Annotated in this window: 15 protein-coding genes; 13 read left to right on the forward strand and 2 right to left on the reverse strand. The window is 63.7% G+C overall.

Annotation, left to right across the window (positions count from 1 at the left end; all coding sequences use genetic code 11):
- Positions 1 to 21: 21 nt before the first annotated feature.
- The 3 genes from JWP26_RS15010 to JWP26_RS15020 all read left to right on the forward strand — a co-directional run bounded on the left by JWP26_RS15010 (position 22) and on the right by JWP26_RS15020 (position 3,630).
- Positions 22 to 1,122 (forward strand): glycosyltransferase family 4 protein, encoded by a 1,101-nt coding sequence (locus JWP26_RS15010; protein WP_299729267.1) that lies wholly within the window; start codon positions 22 to 24, stop codon positions 1,120 to 1,122.
- 80 nt (positions 1,123 to 1,202) lie between these two features.
- Complete coding sequence (locus JWP26_RS15015) at positions 1,203 to 2,201, forward strand: GNAT family N-acetyltransferase (protein WP_299729270.1); 999 nt, start codon at positions 1,203 to 1,205, stop codon at positions 2,199 to 2,201.
- A gap of 10 nt (positions 2,202 to 2,211) precedes the next feature.
- Positions 2,212 to 3,630 (forward strand): hypothetical protein, encoded by a 1,419-nt coding sequence (locus JWP26_RS15020; protein WP_299729273.1) that lies wholly within the window; start codon positions 2,212 to 2,214, stop codon positions 3,628 to 3,630.
- Here the strand turns inward: JWP26_RS15020 and JWP26_RS15025 are convergent.
- Positions 3,624 to 4,880: a cellulase family glycosylhydrolase gene (locus JWP26_RS15025; RefSeq protein ID WP_299729276.1), complete on the reverse strand. Its 1,257-nt coding sequence runs from the start codon at positions 4,878 to 4,880 to the stop codon at positions 3,624 to 3,626. The genes JWP26_RS15020 and JWP26_RS15025 overlap by 7 nt on opposite strands.
- Before the next feature lie 132 nt (positions 4,881 to 5,012).
- On the opposite strand from JWP26_RS15025, the gene JWP26_RS15030 reads away from it, so the two are divergent.
- The 7 genes from JWP26_RS15030 to JWP26_RS15060 all read left to right on the forward strand — a co-directional run bounded on the left by JWP26_RS15030 (position 5,013) and on the right by JWP26_RS15060 (position 12,446).
- Positions 5,013 to 6,938, forward strand: coding sequence for a heparinase II/III-family protein (locus JWP26_RS15030; protein ID WP_299729279.1), 1,926 nt, complete (start codon positions 5,013 to 5,015; stop codon positions 6,936 to 6,938).
- Positions 6,939 to 7,077: 139 nt separating this feature from the next.
- Positions 7,078 to 8,487 (forward strand): exopolysaccharide biosynthesis polyprenyl glycosylphosphotransferase, encoded by a 1,410-nt coding sequence (locus JWP26_RS15035; protein ID WP_299729282.1) that lies wholly within the window; start codon positions 7,078 to 7,080, stop codon positions 8,485 to 8,487.
- 147 nt (positions 8,488 to 8,634) lie between these two features.
- A complete protein-coding gene (locus tag JWP26_RS15040; protein WP_299729285.1) occupies positions 8,635 to 9,306 on the forward strand; it encodes an amino acid ABC transporter permease in 672 nt (223 codons plus the stop codon).
- Complete coding sequence (locus JWP26_RS15045; RefSeq protein WP_299729288.1) at positions 9,306 to 9,977, forward strand: amino acid ABC transporter permease; 672 nt, start codon at positions 9,306 to 9,308, stop codon at positions 9,975 to 9,977. The genes JWP26_RS15040 and JWP26_RS15045 overlap by 1 nt, the downstream gene beginning before the upstream one ends.
- 3 nt (positions 9,978 to 9,980) lie before the next feature.
- Entirely contained in the window at positions 9,981 to 10,715 is a 735-nt protein-coding gene (locus JWP26_RS15050) for an amino acid ABC transporter ATP-binding protein (protein ID WP_299729291.1), read from the forward strand.
- A gap of 3 nt (positions 10,716 to 10,718) precedes the next feature.
- Positions 10,719 to 11,642: an isoaspartyl peptidase/L-asparaginase gene (locus JWP26_RS15055; RefSeq protein ID WP_299729294.1), complete on the forward strand. Its 924-nt coding sequence runs from the start codon at positions 10,719 to 10,721 to the stop codon at positions 11,640 to 11,642.
- 12 nt (positions 11,643 to 11,654) lie between these two features.
- Complete coding sequence (locus JWP26_RS15060; protein ID WP_299729297.1) at positions 11,655 to 12,446, forward strand: transporter substrate-binding domain-containing protein; 792 nt, start codon at positions 11,655 to 11,657, stop codon at positions 12,444 to 12,446.
- Between the two features lie 43 nt (positions 12,447 to 12,489).
- On the opposite strand, the gene JWP26_RS15065 is transcribed toward JWP26_RS15060, so the two are convergent.
- Positions 12,490 to 13,491: a LacI family DNA-binding transcriptional regulator gene (locus tag JWP26_RS15065; RefSeq protein WP_299729300.1), complete on the reverse strand. Its 1,002-nt coding sequence runs from the start codon at positions 13,489 to 13,491 to the stop codon at positions 12,490 to 12,492.
- A 144-nt stretch (positions 13,492 to 13,635) separates the two neighbouring features.
- Between JWP26_RS15065 and JWP26_RS15070 the strand changes: the two genes are divergently transcribed.
- From JWP26_RS15070 to JWP26_RS15080, 3 genes are read left to right on the forward strand one after another with little or no spacing between them, the layout of a single operon-like run.
- Positions 13,636 to 14,544: an ROK family protein gene (locus tag JWP26_RS15070; protein ID WP_299729303.1), complete on the forward strand. Its 909-nt coding sequence runs from the start codon at positions 13,636 to 13,638 to the stop codon at positions 14,542 to 14,544.
- Complete coding sequence (locus tag JWP26_RS15075; RefSeq protein ID WP_299729306.1) at positions 14,537 to 15,259, forward strand: copper homeostasis protein CutC; 723 nt, start codon at positions 14,537 to 14,539, stop codon at positions 15,257 to 15,259. The genes JWP26_RS15070 and JWP26_RS15075 overlap by 8 nt, the downstream gene beginning before the upstream one ends.
- Positions 15,260 to 15,283: 24 nt before the next feature.
- Complete coding sequence (locus JWP26_RS15080; protein WP_299729309.1) at positions 15,284 to 15,811, forward strand: TMEM43 family protein; 528 nt, start codon at positions 15,284 to 15,286, stop codon at positions 15,809 to 15,811.
- The last annotated feature ends 33 nt before the right edge of the window (positions 15,812 to 15,844 follow it).

Below are 15,844 nucleotides of genomic sequence, written 5' to 3' on the forward strand. Positions count from 1 at the left end.
CGGCAGCGGAGAGACCGGCGAATGGCTAAAGCGGATGGGATGTTGGACGTTCTGGTGGCGACACCGGGCGGCGGCGGCGGGCAGGGTGGTATCGACCGCATGATGGCGTCGTTGCGCACCGAGGCGGAACGCCAGGGCCAGCCCAATCTTCGCATTCAGTTCGGCGCCTCGCGCGGGCTCGGCCATATCGGCTTTTCGATCTGGCACATGAGCGTGTTCATCGTCCGCATGCTGGCCCTGCGCCTGGCCGGACGCCTCGATGTGCTCCACCTGAACCTTGCCATCCAGGGCAGCACCTGGCGCAAGCTGATCTTGGCCTGGATCGCCCACGCCATTGGCGTGCCCTACGTGCTGCATCTGCATGGTGCCGAATATCAGGAATACTGGACCGATGTGCCGAGCCGCCGCAACCGCGCGATCGGCTGGCTGTTCGCCCATGCGGCGCGCATCATCGTGCTCGGTACGGTCTGGAAGCAGTTCGTCACCGCGCGGGTGCCCGAAATCGGCCCGCGCGTCGTCATTGTCCCCAATGCGGCGCCGCGCCCGGCGCTGGCCCATCGCGGCGGCGGTAACTTAGTGCATATCTTGTTTCTGGGTCGCGTCGGCGATCGCAAGGGCGTGCCCCAACTGGGCGAAGCGCTGGGGCGGATGCAGGGCGATCCGGGCTGGCGCGCCACCATTGCGGGCGATGGCCATGTCGACGCGGCGCGCGCCGCAGCCAGGGAAGCGGGCCTGGCGGAACGCGTCGATATTCCCGGCTGGGTCGGGCCCGAGCAGGTGGCCGAACTGATTGCCAACGCCGATATCATGGTGCTGCCCTCGTTCCACGAAAACCTGCCGATCTCGGTGATCGAGGCGATGGCGGCCGGACTTGCGATCGTGGTGACGCCGGTGGGCGCGGTGGAGGACATCATCACCGATGAGGTCAACGGACTGCTGGTGCCGCCGGGCGATGTCGATGCGTTGACGGTGGCGTTGCAGCGGCTGGTCGCAGATCCCGAACTGCGGGCTCGGCTTGGCCAGGCCGCCCTTGAAGTGCATCGGACGCGGCTCGATATGGAGCCCTATCTCGGCGCGATCACAAATGCGTGGCGGGGCGCCGCACAGCGCTCTGTGCATTAAGCTTAACGAAGGGTAAAGATTGGGTCGGCCGGCGCAGCGGTCTACTACAGTGCAACCAGTCGGAACGAAGCGGTTACGCTATGATTCATGAGACATCGGCCAAACTGACTGCGGGAGCCGTGCTGGCCTTTTCGGCCCGCGACGCCGACCACGTCACCATCACGCAAATTCACGATGCCGCACGCTGGGATGCGTTGCTGGCCCTGGCCGACCGCCCCCACTTGACCCAGACCTTCGCCTATGGCGCCGCCAAGGCGACACAGAACTGGAAGCTGATCCGCGTCTGCCTGTCGATCGGCGATGTTCCGATCGCGCTGTGCCAGGTGCTGGAGAAGCGGGTCCTGGGCATTCGCGTGGTCTCGCGCATCAATCGCGGCCCGGTCATGCTGGAAACCAATCCATCCAATGAGCGGGTGCTGGCCGCCTATCGCGCCATTCGGCAGCGCTGGGGCCATTGGTATTCGGGTCCATTGTCGATCGCACCGGCCCTGACCCAAAGCGACGAGAACGCCGCGCTGCTGCGCCAGGCCGGATATAAATTCCGTGGCGTTAAAGGGTGGTGGTCGGGTCGCATCGACCTGACGCAGCCAGTCGAGGCCATCAAGGCGGGCTTCGCCTCGACCTTCCGCAACCGGCTGCGCAAGACGCTTGAGAGCGCGCTGACGCTGCGCGTCGCCAGCGATATCCAGACCGTCGACTGGATGATTGCCCGCCATGTGGAGAACATGCGCGAAAAAAGCTTTACGGCGGTCGACGCTAATTTTTTGATTAACCTAAGGGCGACCGCGCCGCAGGATTACATCGTTTTTCAGGCTATGCTGGATGACAAGCCGATTGCCGGCATGTCGGTGGTTCGCTTCGGCGACATTGCCGAATATCATACTGGCTGGTTCGGGCCCGAAGGGCGCGATGCCAATGCGGGGAATTTCCTGATGTGGGCCATCATGGCCGAGATGAAGGCGCGTGGTTGCACCACCTTCGATATCGGCGGGCTCCATGAAGGCCATGGCTATACTCAATTCAAACGCGGCATGAGACCGCTTGAATATCAGCTGGCGGGCGAGTGGGTCGCGTTTTAAGGGTGGGGTAATGTTTAAACTGGACGCGGCGCGAGGCGCCTATGTTCGCAGCCCGGCTATCGTGCGGCGAGCACTGGCACCGCTTTTGCGGTTGCTGCCGACCAGTTTTATCTATGGCCGCACCTATCGCAACTGGCGCGCCACCATTGCGCGTGGCGCCAGCGACAATTGTTTTGCCGCGGCCTTTCAGCTCAGTTCCCTGCGCCAGTTGATGGCCAAGGCGCAGGCCGGCAGCCCGTTCTACGCCGATTTGTTCGCGCGCACGTTCGGCCCGGAGTTCGAGGCGGCGACTATGACGCTCGCCGATTTCCGCAAATTGCCGATCATCGACAAGCGGACGCTGGCGGCGGCGGGAGACGCCATGCTGGCGGTGCCCAAATCCAGCATGGATGTGGCTCATACCAGCGGCTCCAATGGCGAGCCGCCGTTCAGCTTTTATCTCGACAGGGACCGCAGCGTCCGCGAGATCGCGTTCGTGCATCAGGTTTGGAGCCGCACCGGATATGAGCCGGACCACGCCAAGGTGGTGATGCGCGGTTTCGCCACGCAAGTGCCCAGCGGCAGGAGCCACGAATGGTCCCCAGCGCTGCGCGAACTGCGCCTCGCCGTGTTTCCGATGACGCGGGTTGATGCGGCCGTTTATCTCGACCTGATTGACCAGCGCCGCATCCGCTATCTCTACGGCTATCCGTCGGCCATCGAGACCTTTGCGCGCCATCTCAACCGGCTCGGCCGCCGGCCCAAACTGCCACTGCTGGGCATCATGCCGATCTCGGAGCCGCTATATGGCCACCAGCGTCGGCTGTTCGACAAGATTTTCGGCGACACGCCAATCGCGCCGTTTTATGGGCTCAGCGAAAAGACGCTGTTTGCCGCCGAACTGACCGGCCAGCCCGACATCTATGAGTTCGATCCGCTGTATGGCGTTGCCGAACTCATCGGCGATGACGGCGCCCCCTTGACCCGGATCGGGCAGGAAGGACGCCTGGTCGGCACCGGCTTCGTCTCAACCGGCATGCCGTTCATTCGCTATGATAGCCAGGATCGCGCCAAGTTGGTGCAACTTCCGAGCGCGGAGAATGGCCAGCGCCTGCGCGTGAGCGGCATCATGCCCCGCCGCAAGCCCGATTTCCTGATCAGCCACGACGGCGACCGCATCGTGGCGATCGACCTGACGCCGGAAGATCCGGCATTCTTCGAGGATATCGAGGGGTATCAGTTTTTCCAGAGCGTGCCGGGTCTCTGCGTCATCAAATATGTGGCGATGCCCGGTGGCTGCGACGAAAAGGTCGAACGTATCCGCAGCGAACTCGCCCGCAAAGCCAAGGGCAAGCTCGATTTCGTGGTGCAGCGCGTCGAGGGGCTGGAAAACCCCGGCAGCGGCAAACGCGCCTATATCGATCAGCAATTGGACCTTGCCGACTACTGAGCGGTGGGCGGCAATCCCAGCGGGGCCAGCAGCGTTTCGTCGGGCACGGCAGGGCCGGTCGGCACGATGAAGGTCATCCCATAAGGGTTGGCATATTCCCAGTAGGCCCAGGCCATGCCGTAGCTTTCCGCCAGCGAGCGCGCGTCGGCGATATAGCGGTTGCGATCCTCGGGCAGCGCGCCTGAGTCGCCCTTGGCGTTCATGTCGATGACGCCGAATTCGCCCATGAAGAGTCGGTCGGGCGCTATGCCCTGGCTCTTGGCCCAATCGACGCCCTGGGCGAACAGCTTGGCCATTTCTGCCTTGTCCCAGTTGCGGGCATAATAATCGTCGATATCGCCCGATATCTTCAGCCAGTTGGCCTGCTGTTCGAGAAAGCCGACGCCGGCAGCGTCCATTCGTGCCGTCAAGTCGGCCTCGACATCCTTGCGACTGCGTGAGCTGGCCGGCCAGGGCAGTCCCGAGGCCCAGCCACCATCGTCCATCCGCTGATGGGTGAAGCTGTGCGGATCATACATGTGGAAGCTATAAAGGATGTTGGGATCGTCGAACGCGGTGGCATCCAGGTTCAGCAGGTCCCCGATGTCGCCGCCGCAGGCGCCCGTTGCCACGACGGTGATGTCGGGACTGACGGCGCGGATCATCTGCACCTGCGCGGTCTGGATGCGCTGCCAGTCGTCGGTGCCGGTATCGTCGCAGGGATAGTAATGCGGCTCGTTATACGGTTCGATGGCGACTTTTTCGATGCCGACCGCCGCCAGCATCCTGGCGACATCGACCACCATGGCGTTGTAGCGGGCAACGGGTTCGGAATCCGCGCCCTGCTCGATGGCCTCCTGGCTATAGGCATCCACCTGCGAGCTGAAGTGCAGATTGAACACCACCTTGAGGCCCGCCGCCACGACGTGCCGCACGGCTTTATCCAGTACATCGAGCGCCGCTTGCCGCTGCGCGCCGTCATTGGCCAGCAGCGGACCGGGATCGACCGAGAGGCGCACGAAGTCGAAACCGAGGCCCTTCATGCGCTCGAACTGGTCTTGCGCGGGCCACGCGTCAAGCGGTCGGTAACCGCTCAACCATTCCGACATGGTGTTATAAGGCGGCTGGCGGTAGTTTCCCGAAGCATCCAGCGGTGCCCAGTTGAGCCAATCGTGGACCCCAATGCCGCGATGCAAAACCAGGGGCGCAGCCTGCGCGGACCCCAAAGCCAGGAGACTGATCAACGCGATGGCAAGACTGCGGTTTTTCACGATCGGGCTCCACGCCTTCTGGTGCGGTCACTGGCCCGCATGGCGCTCGTCGAGCGCCTTCGTGATTTTTATCAGCATGCGCCGGTCCCGCCCTGGGCTTTCACGCGATATGGTATACGCGGACGGACACGGATGAAGCTGGGCTGGTATCTGGCGCGACTGCGCAATATGAGCCCTGGCGAAGTTCTCCACCGGCTGGTGGAGAACCGGAAGCGCATTGAATCGCGCGGACGCCATGAGGGTTGGGAGCGATTTTCGGATGGGCCGTTGCCGTCGGCGCTATTGGGCCTGAAGGCGACGTTCCTCGCTACCCCGGCCTCGCATCCCCCCACCACAGCTGCCGCGCAATCCATCATGGACGGCCGATTTGCCGCGCTCGGTCTGGAATGGCCCCAGCGCGTGCACGCCGACCTGTTTCCCGCAGCGCTGTGGCGATTGTCGCCCGATACCGGCAGCGCCTGGCCTGCGGGCGCCTATTGCTTTGACATCAACTATCGCCAGACGGCGGGCGTCGGCGACATCAAATATGCCTGGGAGTTCAACCGGCTGCAATTTCTGCAGCCGCTGGCCGCGCAGGTGGCGCTGACCGGCGGGACGGCAGAACTCGGCGTTATCGAGCGGGCGATCGACAGCTGGTACGCCGCCAATCCGCCGTTCCGCGGCATCGGCTGGGCATCGGGCATCGAAGTGGGCCTGCGGGCCATCAGTCTGTTGCTGGTGGTGTCGCTCTGCGGCGAGCTTCTGTCGCAGCCCACATTGACGCGGATCGGCGCGATCCTGCGCGCCAGCGCCTTCTGGCTGCACCGGTTTCCCTCCGATTTCTCGTCGGCCAACAACCACCTCATGGCCGAACTTGCCGGCCGCTACCTCATCGCCGTAGCGCTGGATGACAAAGCCGCCGCGGCGCAAGTGCAGGTCGATGTCGAACGCGAGGTCATGCTGCAGATCCTGCCCGACGGTGTGGGCGCCGAGCAGACGCCCACCTATGCGGCCTTCACTGCCGAAATGGCCTTGCTCTGTGCCCTGGTGGCGCAGAATGCCGGCACGCCATTCGCCTCCGAGGTTGCGGAGCGGCTGGGTCTGTTCGCTGATTTCATCTTCTGGATCAGCGGACCCGACGGAACGGTGCCGGCCATCGGCGACGATGACGAAGGGCGCGTGATCAGCCTCTGCCAGCCGGAGCCCGATTATCCGGTCTCCGTTGCCGTCGCCATCCGCGGGTTCCTGGGTCAAAGCGCGCCAACCGCGGCGCCCCCGACATTGCGCAATGGCCTCTTCGCGGCGCCCACTGCGCTCGATCAGGTGACAAGCGGCGTCCGCACATTCCCGGTTGGCGGATATAGCGTCTGGCGCGGCAAGCATACGGGCCGCCAGGTCGGCGCGGTGCTCGATCACGGCCCGCTCGGCTATCTGTCGATCGCGGCGCACGGCCATGCCGATGCCCTATCGCTCAGGCTCACCATCGACGGAAAGCCGGTGCTGGTCGATCCCGGCACCTATCGCTACCAGGGCGGGGGAGCCTGGCGCGACTGGTTCCGCTCCAGCCAGGCGCATAACACCATGACGGTCGCCAATGCGAGCCAGAGCCTGGCCGCCGGGGCCTTCAACTGGTCGCACAAGGCACAGACGCGTCTCGATGGCAGTACCGACAGTCCCTGGCGCGTGACGGCCTCCCATGATGGCTACCAACGCCGCTTTGGCGTCCGGCACCAGCGCACCACCGCCATGACGGAGCAGGGGATGTCCATTTTGGATCGCCTGTCGGGCGCAACATCGCCGCTTGACTGCGTGCTGACCTTCCAGCTCGCCCCCGATCTGCTTGGACAGATCGATGGCAACACGGTTGCGGTGAGCCGGGGCGGAAAGCCTGTTTTCAGGCTGGTCCTGCCCACCGACGCAATCCAGATCATCCGCGGGGGCGGTCCCACCGAGGGCGGGTGGGTTTCCAGCCGGTTTGGCCACAAGGACCCCGCCGATCGCATTGTGTGGAGCGGTGAGGTGGATACCAATGGGGTAACCACCAATATTGAGTTCGATCGCCGGCGCGTCGCCCGATAGGTGGCATTTTAGCGTTAACCGCGCCGCGAAGTAACGCGCCGCAGCGTGGTGAATCAATGCTAAATGTTGGAGTGAAACGTGCAGCCATAGACCACTAAGGCCATTGTGGATCGGCGGGCGTTCGACATGCGGCAGGCCAATGAACCAGGACAGTTTGCATCGTTGGCCCGTGGAGGCCCGGAAGCGCCGCCGCTACCGGATTCCGAGCCGCACCTATTTTGGCTATGCGGTGGGTTTCGTCGAAGGCGTGCTGGCAATACTGCTGGTGCTGATCGCGGCCCGCGCGCACCCCGAATCCCCGCAAAGCTTCGCCCTGACAGTGCTGGTCGGTAGCGCCTACGGCGTGAGTTGCGCGCTGGCTTCGGCGCAGTACCTGCGATCACTGGCCACGCGGCGCCCAATGATGCTGCGCTCGGTCTTGATCTGGATGGTCGGCGTTGTCGTGCTGGTCGGGGCGATGCTGCTGTCGGGCGGCTATACGCTGGACGGCGGATGGGCCATGCCGGTGGCGGCCGGACTGGGGCTGGTGGCGGCGCGATTGGCATTTATGGGGATCAGCTCCACGCTGATGCATGCCGGCCGGCTGCAGATCGAACGCGTCGCGCTGGTCGGCCGCGCGGCCGACCTGGCGCAGTTCCGCGAGAATGTCGAAGTGTGGCGCCAGGGTGCTCAGGTGGTGCGCTCGCTCACGCTGGACGAGGCCGGGTCCGCCGGTGTGTCGCAAGCGCGAACCGTCGAGTTCGCCCGTGAATGCGTCGAGTACCGTTGCGACACCGTGCTGCTGGTCGGCACGCATGGCGACGCCAAGACATTCAATGCGCTGGTGGCGCCGTTCCGCTCCTACGCGCTCAATGTCATGATGGCGCCCTCCGCCACCAACGAACGCCAGATGCTGGTCGACCTGTTGCCGGTGGGCTCTACCCAGCCCGGCCGTGTCCTCGCCAAGCCGATCGACGATACCGGCCGCTTGCTGAAGCGGGCTTTTGATGTCGCGGGGGCGGGTTTTGGCCTGCTTCTGCTGTCGCCGCTGTTCCTGATCGTGGCGGTGTGGATCAAGTTCGATAGCCGCGGGCCGGTGCTGTTCCTGCAGGAGCGGCGCGGCTTCAACGGCGAGAGTTTCCAGATCTACAAATTCCGCTCGATGAGCGTTATGGAAGATGGCCGCGCCATGAAGCAGGCCGTGCCGGATGACCCGCGCATCACCACGATCGGCGCGGTGCTGCGCCGCACCAGTATCGACGAGTTGCCGCAATTGATGAACGTCCTGCTCGGCAATATGAGCCTCGTCGGTCCCCGCCCGCACGCCATTTCGCACGATGCCGAACTGGCGCTGCGGTTCGAGCGCTATGCGCAGCGGCAGCGCATCAAGCCCGGCATTACGGGCTGGGCGCAGGTCAATGGCTTTCGCGGCGATACCTCGACCCAGGAAAAGATCGAAGGGCGCACGCTGCACGATCTCTATTATGTCGAGCACTGGTCGCTGTGGTTCGACATCCGCATCCTGATGCTGACCTTTCTGTCACGCAAGGTTCGCGACAACGCGCTTTAGGCTAAGCGCGCGTTCTACATACTGAATTTCACCTCGCTGCCCAGATCCCTCTGCCCAACAATTGAGCATGGGGAAATTCTGCCTATCCGGCTTGACAAAATTGTTGGCGGCGGCAAAAGTGAAACCGATTTCATAGTGTGAAAGCGCATGCGGATAGATCTCTCGCTGCTCGTGCCATATCTGCCGTTTATGCTGGAAGGCGCGCTCTTAACCGCGCAGGTCTGCGTGCTCGCTTTGCTCGGCAGCCTGATCGTCGGCGCGCTGATGGCCGTGGCGCGCACCTCGGCCAATACGCTGTTGCGCCGGGCGGCCTCGATCTATGCCGACCTGTTCCGCAACGTGCCCTTCATCGTGCAACTGTTCTTCTTCTATTACGGCCTGCCCGAAATCGGCATCTACATCGATGCCTTCACCACCGGGGTCGTGGCTTTGTCGATTGCGGGCGGTGCGTTTACCTCCGACGTGATCCGCTCGGGCATTTTGGCCATCGAGCCCGGCATTATTGAAGCCGCCCAGGTCAGCGGCCTCTCCAAGACCAAGGTTTTCAGCAAGATCGTGCTGCCCGTGGCGCTGCGCACCTCAGTGCGGCCGATGGGCTCGGTGTTCATCAACCTGATCCTGACCTCCTCGATACTGTCGACCATCACGCTGAACGAGCTGACCGGCACGGCCAAGATCGTTGCCTCGGACACCTTCAAGCCGTTCGAGGTCTATGTCGTGCTGCTGATCGCCTATGCGACGCTGACCTATCTGGTGTCGCTGCTAATCGCCGCGCTGCATCGCCGGCTCAATCGCGATCTCGGGGAGGCGGTTCGCTGATGCGCTATACCGAATTTACCCCTTTCGATATCGTCCTGCTGGCCCAGGGGCTCGGCGTTTCGGTCGGGCTGTTCCTCGCCACCACGGTGATCGGGCTGCTGATCGGCACGCTCTGGGCCGTGGTGCGGTTTTATCGTGTGCCGGTGTTGACGCAGGTCATCACTTTCGTCGCCGAACTGCTGAAGAACTCGCCGGTGCTGGTGCAACTGTTCCTGGTGTTCTTCGGCTTCCCGGCGTTCTTCCATATCAATCTGGGACCGGTGGAAGCCGCCGTCATCACGCTTTCGGGCAATACCGCCGCTTTCGTCTATGTCATCGCCGTCTCGGCGATCGAGAGCATCGGCCGCGACCAGATCGAGGCAGCGCGCGCCTTCGGGCTGACCAAATGGCAAGTGCTGCGCCACATCATCGCGCCGCAGGCCATGGCCTTCGCCATCGGGCCGCTGACGGGGCTGCTGGTCAATCAATTGCAGGTCACCTCCCTGATCTCGGTGATCGGCGTGATGGACCTGACCAAGATCGGCAATATCCTCAACCTGCGCACGCTGAAACCCTTCATCGTCTGGGCCGTGGTTGGGGTGCTGTATTATTTGGCGGCCAAACTCATCGCCTATGCCGGCGCAACTCTGGAACGGCGCCTGCGGGCCCATACCGCATGGAAAGGTCTCTGATCCATGATCAAGGCACAATCGGTCCGCAAGGTTTTCGGCAGCGTCACCGTCCTCGATGGCGTCGATCTCACCGTCGCGCCGGGCGAGGTGGTCTCCATCCTGGGCTCGTCCGGCTCGGGCAAGTCGACGCTGATCCGCTGCATCAACGGGTTGGAACGGCTCGACGGCGGCAGCATCACGGTCGATGATTTCGACGTCAGCAAGCCCAAGGAACTCGCCGAGGCGCGCAAGCGCAGCGGCACCGTGTTCCAGATGTTCAATCTCTATCCGCATATGACGGCGCTGCAGAACGTGACGCTGGCGCCGGTCGAAGTGCTCAAGCGCCCCAAGGCGGAAGCCGAGGCCGAGGGCAGGGCGCTGTTGGCGTCGGTTGGTTTGGCCGATCGCGCCGATGCGTTTCCGAGCCAGCTTTCGGGCGGGCAGCGCCAGCGCGTCGGCATTTGTCGCGCGCTCGCGATGAAGCCGCGCTATCTATTGCTCGACGAAGTGACCAGCGCGCTCGATCCGGAAATGACCGCCGACGTGCTCGATATCCTGGCCAAGCTCGCCAAGGAGGGCACCACCATGGTGTTCGTCACCCACGAGATCGAGTTCGCGCGCACCATTTCCTCGCGTGTGGTGTTTCTCGAAAAGGGCCGGCTGGTGGTCGATCTGCCGACCGAGCAGTTCTTTGCTGCCGATGGCGGCCTCGCCAATCCGCGCATCGCGCAGTTCCTCTCCAAGATGCGGAAAGACTAGGCCATGCAGCTCCTCGCCAATGTCGAGGCCTATCCGGGCTTTGATACCACCATCGCCATGCTCAAGGATGGCGCGCCGGGCCTTGAAGCCATGGTCGCCGGCATGGGCCATGTCGAGCGCGATGTCCGCGTGCGGTCCGTCGGTTTCGGCGGTTGGCCCAATATGCTGGGCAAGATGGAATTCGATGCCGGCGTCATGAACGGCACCACCCGCGAAGTCGGTAGCGTCGGCGCGGTGCCGGATACGCTCCCGGTTTCGGCTTTGGCGCTGGAAGTCATGAAGCGCCTGCCCCATGTCATGCTAACCGGCGATGGCGCGCGCCGCTTTGCCACTGAAATCGGTTTCAAGGTTGACGAGACGCTGTACGAGGACAGCAAGCGCGTCTGGTGGGAGCGGTTGGTTAAGGAGCTGAGCGCCGAAGACCTGGCGGCCTTCCCCAACATTCCGCTGGCGCCGCTTAGCCGTCACATCACCGATCCGGAGCGCGTGCGCGACACCACCGTGTTCCTGTCCTCGGACGTGAGGGACACCATTTCGGTAGCGACCTCGACCTCCGGCTGGGCCTGGAAATATCCGGGCCGCCTGGGCGACTCGCCCATTCCCGGCGCCGGCTTTTATGCCGATAGCCGCTATGGCGCGGCTGCCTGCACCCACACCGGCGAAATGACAATGCGCTGCTCGACATCGCGCACCATCGTGCTGGCCATGAAGCTGGGGCGCTCGCTGGACGACGCCATCAAGCTGGCTACCGAGGAACTTGCCGAATTGACCACCGGGTTCCTGGCGGGGGTCGTGATCCACGCGATCGACGCCGCCGGCAACCACAAGGTCGTGAACTTCAGATGCCAGGACGATATTTTCTACTGGTACTGGGAGCCGAAAATGGCCGCGCCGGAACGCCGGACGGCCGAGAAATCATCACTCTAAGGGAGAACTGCAATGAAGCGTATTCTGACGACTTTGGCTGCGCTGGCGCTCGTCGCCGGTACGGTCCTTCCGGCAACTGCCGGCATGATCGACGATATCAAGAGCCGCGGCACCGTGCGCATCGGCGTGTCGCTCGGCGGCGAGCCGATCGGCTTCCGCGATGCCCAGAACAACCCCGTCGGCTATGACGTCGATGTCGCCACCATGCTGGCCGCAAAGCTCGGCGTGCCGGTGGAATTCACCGACGTTTCGGGCGATGCCCGCGTCTCCATGCTGGTCGCCGGCCAGCTCGATATCGTCGTCGCCAACACCTCGGCGACTCTGGAACGCGCCAAGTCCGTCAACTTCTCCATCCCCTACAACCGGGCTGGCCTGCGCATCATCGTGCAGAAGGACGCCGGTATCACCACGCTTGAAGGCCTTGCCGGCAAGAAGGTCGTGGTCGGTCGCGGCACCACTGGCGAAGCCTTCCTGAAGAAGGCCGTACCGGATGCCGAACTGGTCTACACCGACAACTTCTCTCCCGATGGCGTGCTGCTGCTGCAGCAGAAGCGTGCTGATGCGGCCATCGAAGACTCGTCGCTCCTCGATTATCTCGCCACCACCAATGAAAACCTGGTGACGCTGCCGGGCCTCTATTCTAATGACCCGATCGGCATCGCCGTCGCCAAGGGCGATCCGGAATTCGTGCGCTGGATCGACATGTTCGTTTCCGACTACATCCAGTCGGGCGCGTATGACGCGAACTACAAGAAGTGGTGGGGCGAAAAGGCCAACCCACCGGCTTTGACCCCGCTTTGGTAAGCTGACTAAAGCCCCGGATCACCAAGTGGTCCGGGGTTTTGCTTCAGGCCGTGGCGCGCGGCACGAAAGTGGTGGGCACGAGGACCGGCTTGTCGCCCGGCTGGAACCTCTGCGGATCGACCAGGAACCGCACCACCTGGTCCACATAGACCGCCTTATCGTAGCCGATCGAGGCAATCGGATAGGCGGCAAAATCGGTCAGCGACAGATTGTCGAACCCATAGAGCCGAAACCGCTTGGGCTTGTTCAGCGGAAAGTCATCCCGGCAGGCGTCTAAGACGCCCATCGCCATCGCGTCCGAGGAGCAGAACACCGCATCGGGCAGGTCATGGCGCTTGATTTCGGCGGCGGCGGCAAGCCCGCTGGCATAGGAGTAGTCGCCCTGTATCTCGCGGACCAGCTTGATCCCGCTTTGCGCGAGGGCCGCCTTGTAGGCTTGCGTGCGCGCCAGCTCCACCAGCGAGGAATTGCGGCCCGTGACCAGCACGGCCGTACGCACGCCCTTGGCGGCAGCGTCGGCGACGGCCTGGCCGATGCCACTGGCATGGTCGGCGATCACCGCTGGGGACAGCGCATCGTGGCGGCCATTGAGCATTACGACGTGGTCGGAGCGGAACATGCGGCGCACCGTCGGCGCATCGGCGAAATCGGAAAACACCAAAGCGGCATCGACGTGATAGGCGACGCCATTGCGTAGGAATTCCTCGACACGGCCCACAGAGCCGACGCGGATCAGGATCACCTGCTTGCCAATCGACTGGATCGCATCGAGCAGCAGGTCGAACAGGTCAAGATCGGATAGATCATGGATATGATTGACCACGACCGCGACCAGATTGACGGTCTTTTTGGTCAGGCTCTGGGCGAGGAGGTTGGGCTGGTAGCCGAGTTCCTCGGCGGCCTTGATGACGCGTTCGCGCTTGTCGGCGGAAACCGGGCGTTTCTCGGTCGAGAGCGCGCGCGACGCGACGGCGCGCGATACGCCGGCCAGTTGAGCGACATCGGAAATTGTCGGGGCGGCCGGGCGTCCGTTGTCTTCGGCCATAGGCGATGCGTCCCTGTTTTCCGTTTTCGCCGGCGGATTTCCTCAATCACCGGCGACAATCCTTCCACTATCATGTCTGTTCGAATCGGCAATCGGCTACGCGTCTGTTTCGCCAGCACTATCCTGAGAAAAATATAGGCCAGCATGATTATCTGCATCGATATTGGCGGCTCGGCCATCAAGGGCGCCATCGCCACCAGCCCCGACGCCATCACGCCACTGGAGCGTATTATCACGCCGCTCGATGACCGTGCGGCCTTCGACGGTGCCATTGCCAAGGTGGTGGCGCAGGCGCCAACCGCCAGGGCCGTGTCGATCTCGATCACCGGCGTCGTTGATCCGCGCGACGGCCGCATCAAGGTCGCCAATATTCCCTGCATCGACGGGCGGGCGCTGGCCGCCGACCTGTCGGCGCAACTGGGCAAGCCGGTGCTGGTTGCCAACGACGCCGACTGCTTCGCCTTGGCGGAGGCTGGTGCGGGGGCAGGGCGCGGCCACGAGATTGTCTTCGGCGTCATCCTGGGCACAGGCGTCGGCGGCGGGCTGGTGGTGGACGGAAAGATCGTCAATGGCGCGGGCGGCTTTGCGGGCGAATGGGGGCATGGCCCGGCGACGGCAACCAGCGCGGGCAGGCCGCCCATTGCCGTTCCGCGCTTCCCCTGTGGCTGCGGTCAGGTCGGTTGCGTCGATACGATCGGCGCGGCGCGGGGCATCGAGCGGTTGCATCAGCATATTCACGGCGTAGCTGCCACCAGTACCGATATCATCGCGGCTTGGCAGGTCGGTGATGTAGCGGCGGCGCGGACGGTCGATGTGTGGGTCGATCTGGTGGCTTCGCCGCTGGCACTGGTGCTCAATGTCGTCGGCGCCTCCATCGTGCCGGTGGGCGGTGGCCTCGCCAATGTGCCGGCGCTGATCGAGCTGCTGGATCGCACGGTGCGCACGCGCATCCTGCGTCGCACTGATGAGCCGCTGGTGGTGGTGGGGCAATGCCGGGTTGAACCCGGCCTGATCGGCGCAGCTATTTTGGGTCTGGGAGCACACCATGACTGACATCCTGCTGGAAATTTGTGTCGATAGCGCGGAGGGACTGGCTGCCGCTATCGCCGGTGGCGCCGATCGGATCGAGCTGTGCTCGGCGCTGGAGCTCGGTGGCCTGACGCCATCGCCGGGGCTGATCCGGCAGGCGGCGCTGGCGCCGATCCCGGTCTATGCCATGGTGCGGCCACGGCCCGGGGATTTCATCTTCGGGCAGGCCGATCTCGATGTCATGCTTGCTGAGATCGATATCATCCGCGAGGCGGGCCTTGCCGGCGTGGTGCTTGGTGCCAGCCGGGCGGGAGGGGCGCTGGATGAGACCGTGCTGCGCCAACTGGCCACGCATGCCGCTGGTCTCGGCACGACGCTGCATCGTGCGGTTGATCTGGTTCCCGATTTTGATATCGCCGTGGACCTCGCCGCCGATCTCGGCTTCGAGCGGATATTGACGTCCGGTGGCGCCCGTCATGCTGTCGAAGGCATGGACACCATCGCGGCCATGATCGCACGCGCTGCGGGGCGGGTCGCCATCATGGCTGGTTCGGGCGTGCGCCCGGGCAATGTCGGAGTGCTGCTGGATCGTCTGTCGCTGACCCAGGTCCATGCCTCATGCTCTGCGCCGGCCCGAGCGGCTGATGTTGCCGCAGTCCGGTTGGGTTTTGCCGATCCGGCCGGCAAGGAAACCAGCGCCGAGATTGTCGCCGAGTTGAAACGCGCATTGCGGCGCTGACCAATCTGACCGGGAGGGACGTCCGTGAGCCGCCGTGTGTCCTCCAAGATCGACTTCTGGCTGCTTGGCATTCTGCGCTCATTCATCGGGGTCGCGGTCGGCATTGCGCTGATCGTCGGCATGGTGGCGCTGTTGTCCTGGAACGAAATCGGCGTCCTGCAGGCCGAGCGGGCATTGGCGCTGGGGACTGCACCTATCCCATCCAACCCCGACAGTCTGGTCTGGACCATTCGTCCGATCGCAATGATCGGATTAATGGCCGGCTTCATGCTGCTTGGTGGACCGCTTGCCGCCATTGCCAATCTGAGTTCGGGATTCGGCGCCATGGTGCGGTTCGGCACGGCCATTTTCGCTACGGCTCTCGGTTTGGGCCTCGGCACGCTGACCATTGCGGTTGTCTGGATGTTCTATCGGCCGTGGCTGTCGATTATCGTCGTGCTGGTCGGCGCGGTGGTGAGTATCGGCATTGTCTGTCTCGGCGTGCGCATCGCCGATATCCGCTACAAGTCCGATCCCCTACCGCCGCCCGATGCGGAACCTCCGGCGGTTTAGGCGGGGTGGCGACAAGGTCGCGGCGCTGCTAAA

This window comes from Devosia sp., from assembly GCF_028290435.1.
In the GTDB taxonomy this organism is placed as follows: Bacteria; Pseudomonadota; Alphaproteobacteria; order Rhizobiales; family Devosiaceae; genus Devosia.